General features: G+C 30.3%; 17 protein-coding genes, 1 tRNA gene and 1 riboswitch. Of the genes, 4 read left to right on the forward strand and 14 right to left on the reverse strand.

The annotated features are described in order from the left end of the window. Positions 1-35: 35 nt before the first annotated feature. From KI686_RS03835 to KI686_RS03875, 9 genes are all read right to left on the reverse strand, one after another. Complete coding sequence (locus tag KI686_RS03835) at positions 36-479, reverse strand: hypothetical protein (protein WP_237587952.1); 444 nt, start codon at positions 477-479, stop codon at positions 36-38. Between the two features lie 583 nt (positions 480-1,062). After that, complete coding sequence (locus KI686_RS03840) at positions 1,063-1,446, reverse strand: HU family DNA-binding protein (protein ID WP_237587953.1); 384 nt, start codon at positions 1,444-1,446, stop codon at positions 1,063-1,065. Positions 1,447-2,313: 867 nt separating this feature from the next. Next, on the reverse strand, positions 2,314-2,847 hold the full coding sequence (locus KI686_RS03845) for a CIA30 family protein (RefSeq protein WP_306665739.1): 534 nt from the start codon (positions 2,845-2,847) through the stop codon (positions 2,314-2,316). A 14-nt stretch (positions 2,848-2,861) separates the two neighbouring features. Further along, positions 2,862-3,287 (reverse strand): hypothetical protein, encoded by a 426-nt coding sequence (locus KI686_RS03850; RefSeq protein ID WP_237587955.1) that lies wholly within the window; start codon positions 3,285-3,287, stop codon positions 2,862-2,864. Continuing rightward, entirely contained in the window at positions 3,284-4,777 is a 1,494-nt protein-coding gene (locus tag KI686_RS03855) for a cryptochrome/photolyase family protein (RefSeq protein WP_237587956.1), read from the reverse strand. The genes KI686_RS03850 and KI686_RS03855 overlap by 4 nt, the downstream gene beginning before the upstream one ends. Further along, on the reverse strand, positions 4,774-4,902 hold the full coding sequence (locus KI686_RS03860; protein WP_237587957.1) for a DUF2256 domain-containing protein: 129 nt from the start codon (positions 4,900-4,902) through the stop codon (positions 4,774-4,776). The genes KI686_RS03855 and KI686_RS03860 overlap by 4 nt, the downstream gene beginning before the upstream one ends. 39 nt (positions 4,903-4,941) lie before the next feature. Continuing rightward, on the reverse strand, positions 4,942-5,229 hold the full coding sequence (locus KI686_RS03865; protein WP_237587958.1) for a TIGR03643 family protein: 288 nt from the start codon (positions 5,227-5,229) through the stop codon (positions 4,942-4,944). Between the two features lie 6 nt (positions 5,230-5,235). Further along, complete coding sequence (locus tag KI686_RS03870; RefSeq protein WP_237587959.1) at positions 5,236-5,637, reverse strand: DUF2452 domain-containing protein; 402 nt, start codon at positions 5,635-5,637, stop codon at positions 5,236-5,238. 5 nt (positions 5,638-5,642) lie between these two features. Beyond that, positions 5,643-5,816, reverse strand: a complete 174-nt coding sequence (locus tag KI686_RS03875; protein WP_237587960.1) for a Lacal_2735 family protein — start codon at positions 5,814-5,816, stop codon at positions 5,643-5,645. A 488-nt stretch (positions 5,817-6,304) separates the two neighbouring features. Then, a riboswitch (SAM-I-IV-variant riboswitch) is annotated at positions 6,305-6,405 on the forward strand. On the opposite strand from KI686_RS03875, the gene KI686_RS03880 reads away from it, so the two are divergent. After that, positions 6,396-6,743, forward strand: coding sequence for a hypothetical protein (locus KI686_RS03880; RefSeq protein ID WP_237587961.1), 348 nt, complete (start codon positions 6,396-6,398; stop codon positions 6,741-6,743). It overlaps the preceding riboswitch by 10 nt. 380 nt (positions 6,744-7,123) lie before the next feature. On the opposite strand, the gene KI686_RS03885 is transcribed toward KI686_RS03880, so the two are convergent. Further along, positions 7,124-7,208, reverse strand: a tRNA-Ser gene (locus KI686_RS03885). A gap of 242 nt (positions 7,209-7,450) precedes the next feature. On the opposite strand from KI686_RS03885, the gene aroC reads away from it, so the two are divergent. From aroC to KI686_RS03900, 3 genes are all read left to right on the forward strand, one after another. Further along, on the forward strand, positions 7,451-8,515 hold the full coding sequence (aroC, locus tag KI686_RS03890; protein ID WP_237587962.1) for a chorismate synthase: 1,065 nt from the start codon (positions 7,451-7,453) through the stop codon (positions 8,513-8,515). Positions 8,516-8,595: 80 nt separating this feature from the next. Further along, the gene (locus tag KI686_RS03895) at positions 8,596-9,690 is read left to right on the forward strand and encodes a heparan-alpha-glucosaminide N-acetyltransferase domain-containing protein (RefSeq protein ID WP_237587963.1); all 1,095 of its coding nucleotides are present in this window, start codon (positions 8,596-8,598) and stop codon (positions 9,688-9,690) included. A gap of 6 nt (positions 9,691-9,696) precedes the next feature. Further along, positions 9,697-10,584 (forward strand): carboxylesterase family protein, encoded by an 888-nt coding sequence (locus tag KI686_RS03900; RefSeq protein WP_237587964.1) that lies wholly within the window; start codon positions 9,697-9,699, stop codon positions 10,582-10,584. A gap of 62 nt (positions 10,585-10,646) precedes the next feature. Here KI686_RS03900 and KI686_RS03905 read toward each other — a convergent pair whose 3' ends face one another. The 4 genes from KI686_RS03905 to rpoC form a co-directional block, all read right to left on the reverse strand. Beyond that, positions 10,647-11,669 carry a phytase gene (locus KI686_RS03905; RefSeq protein ID WP_237587965.1) on the reverse strand — a complete coding sequence of 341 codons (1,023 nt, stop codon included), beginning with the start codon at positions 11,667-11,669 and terminating at the stop codon, positions 10,647-10,649. A gap of 3 nt (positions 11,670-11,672) precedes the next feature. Continuing rightward, positions 11,673-14,564 (reverse strand): TonB-dependent receptor, encoded by a 2,892-nt coding sequence (locus tag KI686_RS03910; protein WP_237587966.1) that lies wholly within the window; start codon positions 14,562-14,564, stop codon positions 11,673-11,675. 210 nt (positions 14,565-14,774) lie between these two features. Then, on the reverse strand, positions 14,775-15,086 hold the full coding sequence (locus KI686_RS03915; protein ID WP_237587967.1) for a DUF3467 domain-containing protein: 312 nt from the start codon (positions 15,084-15,086) through the stop codon (positions 14,775-14,777). Between the two features lie 107 nt (positions 15,087-15,193). Beyond that, positions 15,194-19,468: a DNA-directed RNA polymerase subunit beta' gene (gene rpoC, locus KI686_RS03920; protein ID WP_237587968.1), complete on the reverse strand. Its 4,275-nt coding sequence runs from the start codon at positions 19,466-19,468 to the stop codon at positions 15,194-15,196. Positions 19,469-19,490: the final 22 nt, after the last annotated feature.

Consider the following 19,490-nt stretch of genomic DNA (forward strand, 5'->3'; position numbering starts at 1 on the left):
AGGTTTAAACACTTAAAAATGTTTTCGCTCACTAATTAAAGCTTTTTCTGTAAATTATTAAACTTTTGTTTCATTGTTGAATTGTTCTCTGTTAATTTTTGATGGTTAAACCTTTCTAACAATTGCTGGGCAGCAGTAATTAAATAATGCTCGTATTCTAGCAAAGGTTTTTGAGCGATGGAAAACGCGGGCTTTACATACTTTAGAACTCGAATTTTTTCTGGCAACGGAGCACCAAATCCTTTTTCGTGATCTCTAAAAACTTTTAAATCGTCTCTTAATGTTCTAACCGATATTTCTTCTCCAGGATACAATTCTCTTATAACTCCATTTACATAATTTAATAACTCATTAAATGTAAATGCCTTTTTTCGATAATAATAATCTAGAACATTATATCTTACATGTGCATGTTTGCTGTTTGCCATTTTTACTTTTACTTCTTTTTCAATAAATTTACTAAAAACAGAATCACACATTTTATGTATAAAATGTATATTTCTCCGATAAATTTTAGTCTCTTTTGTGCAATTTTTTAACTAAAATAGGTAGAAAATAAAGGTATGTTATTTACCTAAATAATGCAAAGAGAATAGATGTAAATTCACTTTTATTTAAAATTTAAATACCTTTAAAATCTCTTTTAAAAAGCATCTAAAAACAGTTTATCAACTCATAAAAAGCATCTTAACTTGCTTATTTCATCAAACCAAACAGCTCATTTTTAGTTAAAATCCCCCCTTATTTTACATGAAAAAACAGGTGTTTTTTCACTTTTTTTGAGCTAAAATAGAGTGTTTTTTACCTGATTTTCAACAAAAAAAAGAGCGAAAAAGTAACTTTTTAGCACTAATTTTAGTCATTTTTATGCAAATTGACCTTTTCTCAGATGCGTCCTGATGTAACTTTTACTCCATCAAGACGCAACTTCAACTGCATCAGTACGCGATGAAAGTTGCATACTGATGCATATGGGCCAAAAACGTACAAAAAAGCCTCAATAATCGATGATTATTGAGGCTTGTGCTATAAAAAACCGACTTGGCTTTTTATATTTTTACGCTAAGTTTGCGTGCTAAATGAAACTGTTTTTAACAACGATCGTAATTTTTTTGCTGGTCTAAATAACACACGTGTTTTAGTTATGGCATCTGCCCCTACTTCATCGGCTGTGTCAAATCCTTCGGAACTTAAGCTTACTTGAAAATTACCCAATTTTCCTAAACGTACTATTCTTCCGTTTTTAAGTTCTCTTACAATGTTGGTTTCTAATATGTTTAGCGTTGCTAAACAATCTGTTTCCGACAATGCAGATTGCTCAGAAATCATTTCTGCTAAGGTTTCAAAATCTACACTTCCGTTTGGTGTTACTGCAGCATAATACTTTTTTTGTGCAGTAATGTCTCTAGGGTTTACCCTTTTTATTATTTTGTATTTAATTGCCATGTATATGGGTTTAAAATGAATTAAAAACAATATTTGATGTAAGAGGCTATTGCAACGATACCTCTACGTTTCTAAGAAAACCTCAACAATTCTTTGCCTTACCCCGCCCGAGTTTACAAGGTAAATTACCAGTACTAATAGTACTTAGTAAGAAGTTTTTGTGCTAGTTCATAAGCTTTACCAAATGCAGGATAATGACCTGCTTTAAAAAATTAACAAATATTTTTTGGTAAGCTTTTAAAAGAATTGTAATTTTGAAATGCGAATAACAAAACACGACACCTTTAAAAGTGTTACCGTTTTACAAAAAGTCTTAACTTATTATAGTCTAAGGCTTTTTTTTATGTCTTATTTTTACCTGCTTAAAAAAGTTTACAAATAGTAAAAAAGCCCTTTTAAGCAACTAAAACTTATTTACATATCTAAAATGTTATTTAAACATATAAATAGCTTAAAGACACTGTAAAACTACAAAAAACTTACACGTACAAAGAATACTTATTCAAAGTTTATTTAATTATTATTAACAATATCACTTTTATAAAAAGAAAAATCATTTTTAAAAAACAACCAAAACACTAAAAATCAAACAATTACAAGTGTAACTTTCACAAATAAATGGTTTTTACTAACCGATAAAATTTCCTGTTAAATATTTGATTTTAGGCCAATTATCGTTCAAAAATGATAAAAAAACACTCTTTTTGTTTAAACAATAGACCAAGCACATTTACAATAGCGTGATTCTAAAGGTAAAATGAGATATTTTAAGGTAGAAAAAGTCAATTTACAATAAAAAGAAGAGCCATTGTAAATTAAAGCGCTTTTACAATTTAGGAAATTCATTTTCAAGAGAAACATCCAATTTTAATCAAATAAAATTGCTGCTATATTTAAGGTAAAATCTTCTGCTTTTTTGTTTCCTATTAAAAAGGCAATTTCTTCTATAGCTGTTTTATTGTAATTGGGAATATCTAATTTACGTCCTCTAAATGCAGGATACATCTCTGCTAAATTGATGGCAATATTTTGCCATTTCTGAGTTGTTGTAAAATAAGTAACGTAAGAATAGGCATCAGACGACTTGCTTTTTATTCGAAACTGATAGGTTTTTCCGTCTCCTTTTACTTTTAGAATAATTTTAGAAAAGGGCTTGGTACTTCTTTTGTTAAAACGATATCTCAACAGAGAAAAGCCACCGTTATTGGCTAAAGAAACTGTTCCTTTAAAAACCCCATACCCCTCTTTATCAACAGATAAGGCTCCAGAAGATTGTCCTCCCATAACTGCATCGTCAATCACCCTCCAGTTTTGAAGATCTTTCATTTCTTTAAAGTTAAAAATAGTTACAGATTGCATGGTTAACGTATATATGATGAATAAAATAAGGGATTTAAACATTGCTCCAATTCGTATTATCCGTCATAATAACTTAGGTTTAAAAAAATATTTTTGCAGTCTATCATTTTATTAATGAACTTTTTATTGTTTTGATAATTTTTGTTTTTACGAAACTTGATAAAATGTCCATCGGCATGAATACTAAACGTTTGTGCATTATAAACCACCAAACGATAATAAGTAATTATCCAAGAGTAACGCTCTAATCCGTTGGTAAAATGCACCATAATCCCTTTTGGTCTTAGCTCGATATTGGCATAATGCATAGCTACTTTTTGTAGCTTGTTTGGGAGTAAATGTGCACTCCACTCTTTTACCACAAACCGACTAGACCCCACGCCACCCATCTTTATTTTTTCGAATAACGAAAATGCTTTTCCTAATATGTCATTACTTTCTTCTGTGAATTTCTGATTGGTATGGCTTGTATTAAATATCATGTTTTATCGTTTAAGGTAGACAAATAAGCTTCTGCATTCTTTAGATGATTTTGTTGTTTTTCTGTTGGCATTTTATCAAACATTCTTACCAACATCCCCAATCTTGGGTTCGACAAAAAGAAATCTTTGTGCGTGTGCATAAATCGCCAAAACAAACCATCCCAAGTTGCTTGCCAAGTGCCCTTTTTATAGTTACTCATTTTTATTAAGTAATTACTCCCACTGATATAAGGTTTGCTGGCAATTAATCCACCATCTGCAAACTGACTCATTCCGTAGACATTGGTAACCATTACCCAATCGTAAGCATCAATAAATAACTCCATAAACCACTGGTACACCTCATCAGGATCAAACTCGCACAACATCATAAAATTCCCCAACACCATTAAACGCTCTATATGATGGCAATAACCGGTTTGCAATACTTTTTTTATAGTGATATCTATTGGTAAAATACCGGTTGTACCGTTGTAAAAAGATGCAGGTATTTTTCTCTTAAAATTCCAGAAATTGGTTCTGCGTTCTTCACTTCCTCTTACCTCATAAACACCACGTATAAATTCTCGCCAACCTATAATCTGACGTACAAAACCTTCGGTTGAATTGATAGGGATGTTGTTTTGTTTGGCATAGTCTAAACAGGCCGAAATAATTTCTTTAGGAGTTATTAAACCCACATTTAACATAGGCGTTAATACGCTGTGATTTAATATAGAATTTTCGGCGACAATAGCATCTTCATACACGCCAAAATCTACAAAACGTTGTTCAAAAAATTGATGAAGCCAAGCTTTGGTTGTCTTAAAATTACTAGGATACAATTGATAATCTGTAAGCATCCCTAAATGTGATGAAAAGTGCTTACTTACATAGGTTTTCGATTCTATATAATAGGTATCTGCATCTGGAAACTGAACAAATGGTGGTGTTTTTTTAGCTGGATATTTTTTTCGGTTTTCGGTATCAAACGTCCATTTTCCGCCTGTTGGTTTTCCGTCTGGTTCTATTAGAATGTTCTGTTTTTTACGTTGATGTGTGTAAAAAGTAGTTTGATGGTATTTTTTTTTATCACTTCTAAAAAAATCGGCTAACTCTTCTTTGGTATTTAAGAACAAAGGCGAATTGTACTCAGTTGTTGCAATTCCGTTTTCAACAAAACCTTTGTCCATTCTTTTTTGCAGCCAATTGTCTGTAGGATCTATATAATTAACATGACTAATGCCTTCCTTTTTTAAGGCTGGTATAAGCATTCTTATATCTGCAGTTTCTTCTGTTGCATTGATATAATTTACTTCTGCTTTGATTTCTTGTCTTAAAAAATCCGCATATTGTTGCATGGTCGCTCTATGAAATGCTATTTTTTGTTTGTGAAATGGGTACTGTTTAAAGAACAAATATTCTTCTACCAAATACCATGGAGCATCGTTCTCTAACAATGGAGATTTTTGAAATAGTTGATGCGGAAATACCAAGTTGATCTGTTTCATTTGTTTTTTTGACAACGTTTACTACAATATTTTACGGTTTCCCAGTTCTTTTCCCATTTTTTACGCCAAGTAAGAGGCCGCTGACAAACAACACATGTTTTTTGAGGAAGGTGTTGTTTTTTCATTTTTATTTTTTTTGTGTATTAATACAAAGCTTCTTGCAATTATCTTTTGCTAATTTTATTGCCAGAGATTGCTTTTTGACGGGTACATTTAAAACGAGTAATATCTGGATTGCGCTTTTTTAAATGCTTTTGACTAACACCACTATTAACCCGTTTTCGCCAACGTTTAAAACTAGATGTTTTAAGATTGCCACGCATTACTTTAATAACTTCTTTTTCTGGCAAATTAAACTGAAACAAAATAGCCTCAAAAGGGGTACGATCTTCCCAAGCCATTTCTATAATGCGGTCTAATTCTCTTTCTGTAAACTGATTTGTTGCCAACATAAATTGTTAAATTTTTACCCAAATTTGATCTGCATTCAAATAAAAACTTCCTAAAGCTTTAAAATTGCATTGTTCGGGTGCAATTATTGAAAGAAAATTTTCATCCTCGTTTCTTTTGTATAAATGATACACTTCTCCTATAATCGGTTCAAAAGAAAACTTAGCTTCAAAAAGGAGTTTGTTATAATCGTACTCTTGCAACATACGCTCATAAGCTGCTTTTAACTCTAAATACTGTGCTTCCATTTTATGGTTCACCTTATTAATACTTCTATTTTTCCATGCAATAGAATCTGTAGCTGTTATTACAGGTGCTCCTACCGATGTTGCGTAAGGTTTAATAGCGGCATCGTATTTTTGAGTTGTTGTATTAAAAACAACATTATCTGGCTTTTTTTCTTTTTCCATCTTTTTTAAAACAAATTCGTTTCTTTTTCTATTTGTTTTAGCACCTCATCAGCTTCAAACATTTTTTGATCACTCATTTTTCTATTTGTTGTAGACAATGCATGTGCTTCTTTCAGTAATTTTTTATACTGTGCTTGTAGCTTTTCTGTTGCTGACTTCTTTTTAAACAATCCGAACATAAATTTTATTTGTAGTTGTTAGCGATTAAAGATTCCGTTTGATGCTATAAAAATACAAAATGTTTAACTATATTTTACATTTGTTAAACAAAATATTTTTTAAAGGTTTTAAAGTATTAAGGTTTGATTCCTTTTTTTTGAGAAAATTATGTAGAAATAAAGTAGAGGATTTGAATCTTAAAAAGCCTATTGAGGAAGGCGTAATTCTTTTATGCTCGGTTTCTATTTCACGAACAATCAAACACTGCAACTCAAATAAAAACAAGAATCTCTAATTACAAATAAGCTGCTTGCTGAAAAGAAGTAAAAAAATAGATCCTATTCCTAATAATTATGAAATAAAACCTAAAAAAATGACTCTATTATCAACCTTTATAAAGGTAAGTTTAACAAGAATTTATTCTTAAAATTCAACAAGATGTTGAGTTTTAACTTTAGTACACTTACCTATAGTTGATTTGTCTTTTAAAAATAAATTATTAATTTTGTAGTATCATTAAGAATCTCATCATTTTGAGATACCAACCTCCCAAAGCAGGGGAAGGTGGTTTTACAATGAGACTTTAAAAAAGTAAAAATATGTTAACACTTCAAAAATATTTTATTAAGAACAAGTTATTAAAAGTTTTCATAGGTTCTGATATCGTATTTTATGAAATCTGTTTTGATGACTTAAACATTAATTTTGTTTACTCTGAAGACGATTTTTATAATGATGACATTTCAGGTATTCCAACTGTTTTAAAACTTCAAAAAGGTAAAAATTATGATTTTGAAATATTTCCACACTCATATCTAAGCAGGTTTAATAGAAATCAAAAGTACTGTGTTTTAGAATATAGATATCTTTTTGGTTTTTCTACAAATTCTGTTGCCACAAAAAGTGCTTTATCATTAAAAAAAATATCCCTTAAAAAATGCAAATAAAAAGCATAAATACGTTTGAAGCATCTGTATATTTTGGCATAGAATACGGATAAAGTAAAAAAAAATTACTCTTTTTTTATTGGATAATTTTCAACAAAATAGGTTTGTTGTTGTTTTTATTGATGATACAATTATGATTGAAAAAAGTAAGGAATTAGGTTATAGGATAAAATAAATTTAAAATTCAATAATATTATAATTACCTTTCTCTCAACCTTCTATTCTATCTAATGTAGCAATTCCAGTATTTAAACAACAACACAATAATAGTAGAGATATACTTTTCAGTTAAAGACAAGTATTAAATAATAGACTTCTGATCTCCATATTTATACCTAAAAAATAAAACCCTTACAATCTAAAGATTGTAAGGGTTTTTGCGGAGAAAGAGGGATTCGAACCCCCGGACCTGTTACAGTCAACAGTTTTCAAGACTGCCGCATTCGACCACTCTGCCATTTCTCCAAGTGTCTCATCAGGTATTCCCTGAATGCGGATGCAAATATATAAAGTTTTTTCAATTTGAAAGAAAAAAAACTAAATTATTTTTGATTTTTTTTGAATATCATTTTTTATTATTTATAACAGGTTAAAAATCAATTCATTTATATAAATTATAGTTTTTAGAAATCGTTACAAACATCTAATAAACGCATATCATCTAAAGTTGTTTCGTATATTTGTGGCTATTATTCTAAAATTTAGTTATGTCGTTTAATTCTTTCGGAAATTTATTAAAAGTTACAACGTATGGAGAATCTCATGGAACTGCAATTGGTGGTGTTATAGATGGTTTTCCAGCAGGGTTAAAAGTTGACTTTGATGCTATACAAGCAGAATTAGACAGACGTAAACCTGGGCAATCTAAAATTGTTACCCAGCGTAAAGAACCAGATACTGTAGAGTTTCATTCTGGTATTTTTGAAGGTGTTACTACCGGTACTTCTATTGGTTTTGTTATTAAAAACACCAATCAGAAATCTAAAGACTACAATCATAATACAAATGTTTACAGACCGTCTCATGCAGATTATACGTATGATAAAAAATATGGTATTAGAGATTATAGAGGTGGTGGTAGAAGTTCTGCTCGTGAAACTGCCAATTGGGTAGTTGCGGGTGCTTTGGCTAAACAATTAGTTGCTAGCATGGATATTAATGCATTTACCTCTTCTGTAGGAGATATTTTTATAGACAAACCTTATCAAGAATTAGATTTTTCTAGAACTGAAGATAATATCGTTCGTTGCCCAGATGCAGATAGTGCAGAAAAAATGATTACAAGAATTCAGGAAATTAGAAAAGCTGGTGATACCATTGGTGGTACTGTAACTTGTGTTGCTAAAAATGTACCTGTTGGTTTGGGAGAACCTATTTTTAATAAATTACATGCTCAATTGGGTAGCGCGATGTTATCTATAAATGCGGTAAAAGGTTTTGAATTTGGTAGTGGATTCTGTGGTGCTAAGATGAAAGGTTCTGAACACAATGATGTTTTTAATACTGATGGTTCTACTGCCTCTAATTTATCTGGCGGAATACAAGGTGGTATTAGTAACGGAATGGATATTTATTTTAGAGTAGCTTTTAAACCTGTTGCTACTATTATGAGAAACCAACAAACCATAAACTCTGAAGGTGATCTTACAGAAATTACGGGTAAAGGACGTCATGATCCGTGTGTTGTACCAAGAGCTGTACCTATTGTAGAAGCAATGACTGCTTTAGTTTTAGCTGATTTTTGGTTATTAAATAAAACAAGACAAGTTTAATTTATTACATCTTAAAAATTAAGAATAACTTTTATAAGTTCTAAATTTATTTATCTTTATCCAAAAACTATTTCATTTCTGTGGATAAAAGTAGATTGTATTTTATTGATATTGTGCGTGCTTTTGCCATTTTAATGATGTTACAAGGGCATTTTATAGATACTTTATTAGCCACTTCTTACAGAGATACTAATAATATTGCTTTTAATATTTGGTCTTATTTTAGAGGTATTACGGCTCCTACTTTTTTTACAATTTCTGGTTTAATTTTTACTTATCTTTTATTAAGAGCTAAAACAAAAGGCTTAGAAAACAAAAGAATGATAAAAGGACTTACAAGAGGATTCTTTTTAATTGGTGTAGGTTATGTATTAAGAATTCCTATTTTTAGTTGGTTGGCTGGTAAATTTAATTCTTATTTCCTGGTAATTGACGTGCTTCAAATAATAGGTTTAAGTTTAATATTTATTATCTGTATTTATTTTCTTTGTAATAAAAAAACGACACTTTTTGCTATTATCAGCTTAATTTTAGGGGTTACTATTTTTATTACAGAGCCTTTATACAGAAACTTGAATATTACATCTATTCCTGTTTTTTTAAACAATTACATTTCTAAAAGTAACGGCTCTATTTTTACCATTTTACCTTGGGCCGGTTATGTTTGTTTTGGTGCATTTTTAGCAACCATTTTTAATAAAAATTTACTTAAGAAAAACTTTAAAAAAACAGTTATTTTTAGTTTTTTAATTATTGGCTGTGTATTTATTTTTTACTCTTCTCTAATTCTAGCATTTTTATCAAAATTATGCAACTTTCAATTATTAATGGATGCTGCTAGCTATAATTATCTTTTTACTCGCTTTGGAAACGTATTAATTATTTTTGCATTTTTTTACAGTTTAGAAGCGTATTTAAAATTTCCACTAATTTTAAAAATAGGACAAAAAACATTGTCTATTTATGTAATTCACTTTATTATTATCTACGGAAGTTTTACAGGTTTAGGGCTAAAAAAAATTATTGGTAAAAATCTAAATCCAACAGAGGCCATTATTGGCGCTATTTTGTTCTTAGTTGCTGTTTGTATTATTTCTTTTTATTACGCGCAAACAAATGCTTTTTTATATGCCAAACTCACCAAAATATTTAACAAACTAAAAAGTAAATCTTAAATTAAAATGAAAATAATTTTATTTATTATTTCTTTATTCTTCTTTCTAAATACTTACTCTCAAAAACCTTATCTAGAAAAAACAGCTAAATTTTCTGAAAGAACATATACGTATCAACGTATAAAAAAAGAGAAAAATTTAAAGTTAGATTTTTACAAACCTAAAAAAATTAAAGGGAAAGTGCCTTTATTAATATATGTTCACGGAGGTGGATTTTCTGGAGGAAGTAGAAGCGATAAAATTTCTAAAGATTTTGCCATAGAAATGGCAGCACATGGTTATGCTGTAGCTTCTATATCTTACCGTTTAACTATGAAAGGAATTGGTTTTGGTTGTACAACAAACGCTGCATTAAAAATACAAGCTTTTAATGATGTTTCTAAAGATATTAGTTATGCTGTACAATACTTTTTAAAACGTAATAGAAAATTTAAAATAGATACAGATAAAATAATTTTGGTAGGCTCTAGCGCTGGTGCAGAAGCTGTTTTAAACTTAGCTTATGTTTATGAGAATAAGATTTTAGATGCTAACTTTAAATTTGCTGGTATTATTGCCATGGCTGGTGCTACAATTTCTGTTGATAAAATTAACGAAAAAACAGCCATTCCTACGCAACTTTTTCATGGAATAAAAGATAATTTAGTGCCTTATAACGTGGCTTCTCATCATTATTGTAAAAAAGACGCTACTGGATATTTACCTCTTTTTGGATCTAAAGCAATTGCAGATAAATTAAAATCGTTAAACAAACCTTTTTATTTATACAGCATTAAAGAAGGAGATCATAGTTGGAATGCAAGACCTATTTATCAATGTAAAAATGAAATCATAGATTTTTTATATTATGATGTCTTACATCCTAAAAACCGACAAATAGAAACCGAGATTTAAATAAAAATCATAAAAAAAGCGAAACTGAATAGTTTCGCTTTTTACTTGAATAATTTTTCATTTTATTTTATCAATCGATCTAAATCATAAAAATAAAAATCTTTTTCTTCATTCATTGCTACAAATAATCCACTTTTAAAAGTATCGTTTAAAGGTACAGTAACTACATCACATCCATCAGTTTCTACTGTAGTTAAATTAACTGATTTTACAAATGCATTGGTGGTTCTATCAAAAATATTAAACTGTCCCTTTTGTTGATCAGAAACAATAATATATCCTTTACCATCATTGTATTTAGCAATTGCAATTCCTTCTATATCTTCTAAAAAATACTCTCCTCCAAAACAAGCTATTTCTTCATTTCCTTTAGAAGGCTCTGCATAATATTTACGAATACAATGTCCTTCATCAGAATAATAAACATAGCCCATTTCTGCATCTACAGCAATTGCTTCTATTTCTTTTTCACCACTAAATTGCCCAAACTTTCTAACCAATTCTGCTTTTACAGTAGCTTTTTCTGAAACTAATTTGTATTGATATAAATATCCTTCTGTTGGTCCGGTTTTTCTGCCAACAATTGCATAAAAACTATTATCAATTGGGCTTTTGTACATTGCAACTCCCATTGGTAATTTGTTTTCTATAATTTTTTCATCTTCAAAAACAGAAAAACCTCCATTATCTAATGGCTTCATATCCGGAATAGAAAATAGTCTAATTTGTTGTTTTTCTCTTTCTGTAAATACCAAGACATCTACCGTTACCGAATCATTTAATTGAAAACCATATTCTAAATCTACATTATTGGGTCTTTGTATATTTCTGATGGTTTTATCTTCGATAATTTTACCCTGTAAATCATAGGCATAAATTGCTCCGTTGGTATTTTTATCAGTACCAAAAACAATACTTTTTGATGCATCTGTTGGATGAATCCAAATTGCAGGATCATCTGTATCGTTTAATGATTTTTCAGTAATTATATCTGGTGTAATTTCTGGTAACTTACTACCAGAATTACACGATAATAGCGCTAAACTTCCTAAAAAAAGAATACTACTTTTTATATTTAGTGTCATATTTTACTTTTTAAACAAGTCATATTTTAACCCAAATGTAATTCTTTGTCCGTAGTATTCCATTTGCATAGTTCTATCACTTACACCTTGGTAATAACGTAAAGGTTGATTTGTAATATTATTTACACTTGCATAAATACTTAAATTTTGGTTGATTGTGTAGCCTGCGCTAAAATCTAAGAAAAATTGTTTGTCGTAATAACGATCTTCAAAATCATTACCTCCTATTTCATCAATATATGCATCAGAAAAATTACCAGAAAGTCTTGCATTAAATTTAGAATCTGCATAACCTAAAGACGCATTAAACATATTTGGTGTTGTATTTGGTAGATCTAAATCTTCTCTTTCTTCTCCGTCTTCGTTACGAATTCCGTCTGCGCTAGAAGTTAAATAGGTATAGTTTGCATAAACACTAAAGTTCTTTAAAAATCCTGGTAAGAAATCTAATTTTCTTTGGATTGCCAATTCTAAACCAAAAATAGAAGCTTTATCTCCGTTTAAAGGTTGATACACATCATAACCTGTTGTATCATCTCCATAAGTATCATCTGTAGTTTCTGTTTGGTATGTATAAATAAAATCTTTGATATTCTTGTAAAATAATCCTCCAGAAATAATACCAACATTACTAAAATAGTGCTCTGCCATTAAATCGAAGTTCATAGATGTAGTTGGGTCTAAATCTGGGTTACCAATTACTACCTCATTATCTTCATTTACAATTTCTGCTCTTGGTATTAAGTCTTCGTAATTTGGTCTTGCTAAAGTGTTTGTCCAAGCTAAACGTATAACACTATTGTCATTTAAATCGTATTTAAAGTGTAAACCAGGCAACACATTTACATAAGAATTTTTATCGCTTACAGCATCTACTAAAATAGCTTCATCTATACCAGCATCTTCATCTTCTTCTACATAAGTTAATTTAAACCCGTCTGATTCTAAACTTGTACTTTCTATTCTAACACCTGCTAACAAACTAAGTTTACTACTTAATTTTTGATTTGCCATAATGTAACCAGCAAAAACATTTTCTTTTACATCAAAATTACCACTTAAATATTCATCAATTAAATCTTCTTCTTCAAAGTCTGATGCATTTGTTAAATCTAAACTTCCTAAAAATTCTGGTGTCGCAAAAGAACCAACTTGGTATTGGCTACCTGCTAAATAATCTGAATTTGTATAATCTCTTGTAGGAATATTACCTAACTCATCAAAAGTTCCGTCTTCAGGAGAGTATTCGAAAAAGTCGTTGTCTCTATTTTTATTTTTAAAACGTCCACGAACTCCAAATTTTAAGAAACCATCTTCATTGTCAAACATATTTAATGGTAATTTAAAGTTTACAAACACATTCATATCTTTTTCTTCTGTGTATTGATTTTCTTCTGTTAACTCACCAAATTCGAAACTATTAAAAGCTGCATCATCTGCATCTACAGGAGTGTATAAAGGAAATTCTGGATCGTTATTATAGTTAATAGCGTATTCACTTTCGTACACTAAATAACGTTCATTTAATCGTTCTTCTGATGCTTTTGCATAAGAAGCCATCCAATCTATTTGTAATTTATTTGCTAAGTGATTACCACCTAAAGTAAAATTAAACATACGTTGGTCTTCTAAACGTCTGTTTTTATTTCTATTATTATCAATACCTCCTTTTGTTTCTCTTTTAACTTCTACAGGAAACATAGATAATGTATTACCAGAAAGTGTAAAGTCTCCTACTTCAATATCCTCTCCATCTAAAATTTCGTTCTCTAACACAAAACGATTTTCTCTATCGTCTCTCCAGTTATACATAGATTTAAAATAAATATCATTATTGTCATTTATTTTATAATCAAAATTAGCAGAAAAACTTCTACGAACCCTTTGTACTAAATAAGTTCTTTCTTCAAAAACATTTGCATAAGGGTTTACTTCCATTTCTACTTCTTCTCCTGCATCATCTGTATAAGCAAATTCATTTGTCCATTCTGCTTCTACATCATGAGATCCAAAATCATTATCATTAATTGCAGCAGAAACCATCCAACCAAACTTACCGTCTTTAGAGCGATCTCCAATTAAAAAAGAACCATTTAGAATTCTCTTATTTGTAATTGTGTTGATACCAGAACCTCCTGTTGCAGATAATCTAAAACCTTGTGGTGCTGTTCTTGTAATTAAATTTACAGATCCACCCAATGCATCTGCATCCATATCTGGTGTTACAGCTTTGTTAACTTGTATAGATTGAATCATATCCGAAGGAATTAAATCCATTTGAATATTTCTATTATCTGCTTCTGCCGATGGAATTCTACTTCCGTTTAAAGTTACCGAGTTTAATTGTGGTGATAAACCTCTTACAATTATATTTCTTGCTTCACCTTGGTCTACTTGCATAGTAATACCTGGTATTCTTTTTACAGCATCACCAATATTGGCATCTGGAAATTTACCAATTTGATCTGTTGATACAACATTGGTAATATTTACATTATTTTTTTGAGTATTTAATGCCTTGGATTGACTACCAAATCTAAAAGTTTTAATCTGAATTACATCTAATTCTATACTTTCTGATACTAACTCTAATTTTATACTAGTAGTTTGGTTTTCTTTTACTTCTATTTTTTGCTCTATATTTTTAAATCCTAAATAAGAAACCTTTAATACATGCTCTCCTGTTGGTACACCTATAATTGTAAATTTTCCATCAAAATCAGTAATATCTCCTTTTTTAATAGCCTCAATTGTAATGTTAGCACCTGGCACATAAAAACCATCTTTATCGGTAATTAATCCCTGAATATTCCCTGTTTGTGCAGAAGAACTAACTGAGTTTAACGATAAAAGTATCGTTAATAAGAAAAGTTTTAATAAATAAAATTGTTTCATTTTTTGTTTGTTTTATAAACATCAAATGTAAATTTTGATTTATTTAACATTGTTAACAAATTGAAAATAAAAGGCTAAATCTATAACTAGATTTAAAAGCAATTAACATTAAATTTAAAAAGAGTTAACATAGAATTTTAAAACAAAAATGAAAACAAATTCTGTTTAAAAAAGAAAAGACAGCAATAAATGCTGTCTTTTCTTTTTTTATTATGCTTGGCCTGTAGGACCAAAATTCATTGGTACAGGTGGTTGTTCATAATCTTTTATTTCTCCATGTTGCTGCTCAAACTTTCTTACATTGTCTGCTAATGCTTTGGTTAATCTTTTTGCGTGTTGTGGAGTTAATATAATTCTAGATTTTACTTTTGCCTTTGGTACTCCTGGCATAATATTGATAAAATCTACAATAAATTCTGAGATGGAATGGTTTATAATTGCTAAGTTAGAGTAAGTTCCTTCTGCAATTTCTTGATCTAATTCTATATTTAATTGTCCGTCTTTGTTTTGATTTTCTTCCATACTATATTGTTGAATAAAATAATTATATAAAAAAAGTTGAATTGAATACTGCAACAAGTTACAGCAAACAATTCAACTTATAAAACTTAATTAGAATAAATTTTTATTTAAAAGTTTTGCTCTAGTTCATCTTTAGAACCTACAAGAATTTTCTCATAAGATCTCATTCCTGTACCAGCTGGTATTCTTTTACCAACAATAACATTTTCTTTTAAACCTTCTAATGTATCTATTTTACCACTTACAGCTGCTTCGTTTAATACTTTTGTAGTTTCTTGGAAAGAAGCCGCAGAAATAAACGATTTAGTTTGTAAAGACGCTCTAGTAATACCTTGTAATACTTGCTCTGCTGTTGCAGGTTTAGCATCTCTTGCCTCTACTAAGTTTTGATCATTTCTTCTTAATAAAGAATTTTCATCTCTTAATTGACGAGCTGTAATAATTTGTCCTGGTTTTAACGTTTCAGAATCACCAGCATTCTCAACAACTTTCATTCCATAAATTGCATCATTTTCTGTGATAAAGTCTGTTTTATGAATTAGTTGATTCTCTAAGAATAGAGTATCTCCAGAATCAATAATTTTAACTTTACGCATCATCTGACGTACAACAACTTCAAAATGTTTGTCGTTAATTTTTACCCCTTGTAAACGATATACTTCTTGTATCTCATTTACTAAGTATTCTTGTACTGCTGATGGACCTTGAATTCTTAAAATATCTGATGGAGTTGTTGCTCCGTCTGATAAAGGCATACCTGCTTTAATAAAGTCGTTTTCTTGTACTAAAATCTGGTTAGAAAGTTTAATTAAATACTTACTAATTTCTCCTGTTTTAGACTCAACAATAATTTCTCTATTACCACGCTTAATTTTTCCAAAAGATACAACACCGTCAATCTCAGAAACAACAGATGGATTAGAAGGATTACGTGCTTCAAATAACTCTGTTACACGAGGTAAACCTCCGGTAATATCACCTGCTTTACCAGATTTTCTAGGAATCTTAACTAATGTATGACCTGCTTCTACCTTATCTCCATCATCAATCATTAAGTGTGCTCCTACTGGTAAACTGTAAGAACGTAAAGCATTACCATCTTCATCTTCTATAATTAAAGAAGCAATGATTTTTTTGTTCTTAGAGTCAATCATTACCTTCTCTTGGAAACCTGTTTGCTCATCAATTTCTACAGAGTAGTTAATACCTTGTTGTAAATTATCAAACTTAACTTTTCCTGCAAATTCAGAAACAATTACACCGTTAAAAGGATCCCATTGTACAATTACATCTCCTTTTTTAATCGATTTTCTATCTTTTTCATAAATAATAGAACCGTAAGGAATAATATTTGTACTCTGTATGATATCTGTTTTCTTGTCTATAATTTTAATTTCTGCTGTTCTAGAAATTACAATATCTACTTCATTACCGTCATTATCTTTACCTACTACTGTACGTAAATCTTCGATAACAACTTTACCATCAAACTTGGCAATTAATTTATTATCTTCTGAGATGTTACCTGCAACCCCACCAACGTGGAACGTACGTAATGTTAACTGCGTACCAGGCTCTCCAATAGATTGTGCGGCAATTACACCTACAGCCTCACCTATCTGAACTTTGTTAAGTGTAGATAAACTTTGACCATAACATTTAGCACAAATACCTCTTGAAGATTCACATGATAAAGGAGATCTTACTTCTAATTTATCAATTCCAGATTTTTCTACTTTTAAAGCTAATTGAGCTGTAATTGGCTGGTTAGCTTCTAAAAGAAGTTCTTCTGTTAATGGGTGATAAACATTTTGTAAAGAAACACGACCTTCTATTCTATCTGATAAAGATTCTACAATCTCATCATTTTTCTTTAAAGGAGTTACTTCTAATCCTCTTAATGTACCACAATCTTCTTCATTAATAATAACATCTTGAGAAACGTCTACTAATCTACGAGTTAAGTAACCAGCATCTGCCGTTTTTAAAGCGGTATCTGCAAGACCTTTACGTGCACCGTGCGTAGAGATAAAGTATTCTAAGATTGATAATCCTTCTTTAAAGTTAGAAAGAATCGGGTTCTCAATAATCTCACCACCACCTGCTGTAGATTTTTTAGGTTTTGCCATTAATCCACGCATACCTGTTAACTGACGAATTTGCTCTTTAGAACCCCTTGCACCAGAATCAAGCATCATGTATACTGAGTTAAAACCTTGTTGGTTTTCACGTAAACGTTTCATAGATAACTCAGTTAAATCGTTATTTGTTCTTCCCCAAATATCAATTACCTGATTATAACGCTCTTTTTGCGTTAACATACCCATGTTATAATTTGCTACAATAACATCCACCTCTTTATTAGCTTCATCAATCATAGCTTGTTTTTCTTCAGGAATAATAATATCCCCTAATGAGAATGATAAACCACCTTGGAAGGCAAATTTATATCCCATATTTTTTATTTGATCTAAGAATTCTCCTGTTGTAGGGATATCTGTAGCTTTTAAAATACCACCGATAATTCCACGTAAGTTTTTCTTAGTCAATACTTCATTGATATAACCTGCAGCAGGAGGTACAACTTCATTAAATAAAACTCTACCTACAGTAGTTTTTATAATTCTAGTTACTTGCTCTCCGTTTTCGTCTATATCTTTAGTTCTAACTTTAATACCAGCATTTAAATCTACTCTTTCTTCATTAAAAGCTATAGTAACTTCTTCTGGAGAATAGAAAGTTAATCCTTCTCCTTTAATTGGTACTTCTGGAGTAGAAATTCTCTCTTTGGTCATATAATATAAACCAAGTACCATATCTTGAGATGGTACAGTAACTGGTGCACCATTAGCAGGGTTTAAGATATTATGAGAAGCCAACATTAATAATTGAGCTTCTAAAATAGCTTCTGGTCCTAATGGTAAGTGAACCGCCATTTGATCCCCATCAAAATCCGCATTAAATGCAGAACATGCTAATGGGTGTAATTGAATTGCTTTTCCTTCAATTAATTTTGGTTGAAAAGCTTGAATACCTAGCCTGTGTAAAGTAGGAGCCCTGTTTAATAAAACTGGATGTCCTTTAATTACATTTTCTAAAATATCCCAAACAACTGGTTCTTTTCTATCTATTATTTTCTTAGCAGATTTTACAGTTTTTACGATTCCTCTTTCAATTAATTTTCTAATTACAAAAGGTTTGTAAAGTTCTGCAGCCATATCTTTTGGCAATCCACATTCAGACAATTTCATTTCTGGTCCAACAACAATTACAGAACGCGCAGAATAATCAACACGCTTACCAAGTAAGTTTTGACGGAAACGACCTTGTTTACCTTTTAATGAATCTGATAACGATTTTAATGGTCTATTAGATTCTGTTTTTACTGCAGATGATTTACGTGTGTTATCAAATAATGAATCTACAGATTCTTGTAACATACGTTTTTCATTACGTAAAATAACTTCTGGAGCTTTTATTTCAACTAATCTTTTTAAACGATTATTTCTAATAATAACTCTTCTATATAAATCATTTAAATCTGAAGTTGCAAAACGACCTCCATCTAATGGTACTAATGGACGTAATTCTGGTGGTATAACCGGAATTGCTTTCATTATCATCCACTCTGGATTGTTTTCTCTATTTTTTTGAGAATCTCTAAATGCTTCTACAACATTTAAACGTTTTAAGGCTTCAGTTTTACGTTGTTTAGACGTTTCTGTGTTTGCTTTATGTCTTAACTCAAAAGATAAAGACTCTAAATCTATACGAGCTAATAAATCAATAAGACATTCTGCTCCCATTTTAGCTATAAACTTGTTAGGGTCAGAATCTTCTAAGTATTGATTATCTTGTGGCAATTCATCAACTATATCTAAGTATTCTTCTTCTGTTAAGAAATCCATTTTTTGTAATGGCTCTCCTTCTACATTTTTAGCAATACCTGGTTGAATTACAACATAACGTTCGTAGTATATAATCATATCTAACTTCTTAGATGGTAAACCTAAAAGGTATCCCATTTTGTTAGGTAATGATCTAAAGTACCATATATGAGCAACAGGAACTACTAAATTAATATGTCCTACTCTATCTCTACGTACTTTCTTTTCTGTTACTTCTACACCACATCTATCACAAACGATACCTTTGTAGCGAATTCTTTTGTACTTTCCACAAGCACACTCATAATCCTTTACAGGACCAAAAATACGCTCACAAAATAAACCATCTCTTTCTGGCTTATGTGTACGGTAATTTATAGTTTCTGGTTTTAAAACTTCACCTTTAGAAACTTCTAAAATAGCTTCTGGTGATGATAAACCAATTGAGATTTGGTTAAACTTTTTTACAGTGTACTTCTCTTGTTTTCTTGCCATGTCTTTTAATAAGTATTCAGTT

Origin of the sequence: Polaribacter sargassicola (assembly GCF_021991835.1) — a bacterium.
In the GTDB taxonomy this organism is placed as follows: domain Bacteria; phylum Bacteroidota; class Bacteroidia; order Flavobacteriales; family Flavobacteriaceae; genus Polaribacter; species Polaribacter sargassicola.

Coding starts and splice junctions, on each gene's coding strand:
- KI686_RS03870 (WP_237587959.1), bottom strand. CDS start 5,637: ATGGAAAAAGAAAAAAAGCCAGATAATGTTGTTTTTAATACAACAACT.
- KI686_RS03850 (WP_237587955.1), bottom strand. CDS start 3,287: ATGATATTTAATACAAGCCATACCAATCAGAAATTCACAGAAGAAAGT.
- KI686_RS03875 (WP_237587960.1), bottom strand. CDS start 5,816: ATGTTCGGATTGTTTAAAAAGAAGTCAGCAACAGAAAAGCTACAAGCA.
- KI686_RS03915 (WP_237587967.1), bottom strand. CDS start 15,086: ATGGAAGAAAATCAAAACAAAGACGGACAATTAAATATAGAATTAGAT.
- KI686_RS03880 (WP_237587961.1), top strand. CDS start 6,396: ATGTTAACACTTCAAAAATATTTTATTAAGAACAAGTTATTAAAAGTT.
- KI686_RS03900 (WP_237587964.1), top strand. CDS start 9,697: ATGAAAATAATTTTATTTATTATTTCTTTATTCTTCTTTCTAAATACT.
- KI686_RS03905 (WP_237587965.1), bottom strand. CDS start 11,669: ATGACACTAAATATAAAAAGTAGTATTCTTTTTTTAGGAAGTTTAGCG.
- KI686_RS03860 (WP_237587957.1), bottom strand. CDS start 4,902: ATGAAAAAACAACACCTTCCTCAAAAAACATGTGTTGTTTGTCAGCGG.
- KI686_RS03855 (WP_237587956.1), bottom strand. CDS start 4,777: ATGAAACAGATCAACTTGGTATTTCCGCATCAACTATTTCAAAAATCT.
- KI686_RS03845 (WP_306665739.1), bottom strand. CDS start 2,847: ATGTTTAAATCCCTTATTTTATTCATCATATATACGTTAACCATGCAA.
- aroC (WP_237587962.1), top strand. CDS start 7,451: ATGTCGTTTAATTCTTTCGGAAATTTATTAAAAGTTACAACGTATGGA.
- KI686_RS03840 (WP_237587953.1), bottom strand. CDS start 1,446: ATGGCAATTAAATACAAAATAATAAAAAGGGTAAACCCTAGAGACATT.
- rpoC (WP_237587968.1), bottom strand. CDS start 19,468: ATGGCAAGAAAACAAGAGAAGTACACTGTAAAAAAGTTTAACCAAATC.
- KI686_RS03835 (WP_237587952.1), bottom strand. CDS start 479: ATGTGTGATTCTGTTTTTAGTAAATTTATTGAAAAAGAAGTAAAAGTA.
- KI686_RS03865 (WP_237587958.1), bottom strand. CDS start 5,229: ATGTTGGCAACAAATCAGTTTACAGAAAGAGAATTAGACCGCATTATA.
- KI686_RS03910 (WP_237587966.1), bottom strand. CDS start 14,564: ATGAAACAATTTTATTTATTAAAACTTTTCTTATTAACGATACTTTTA.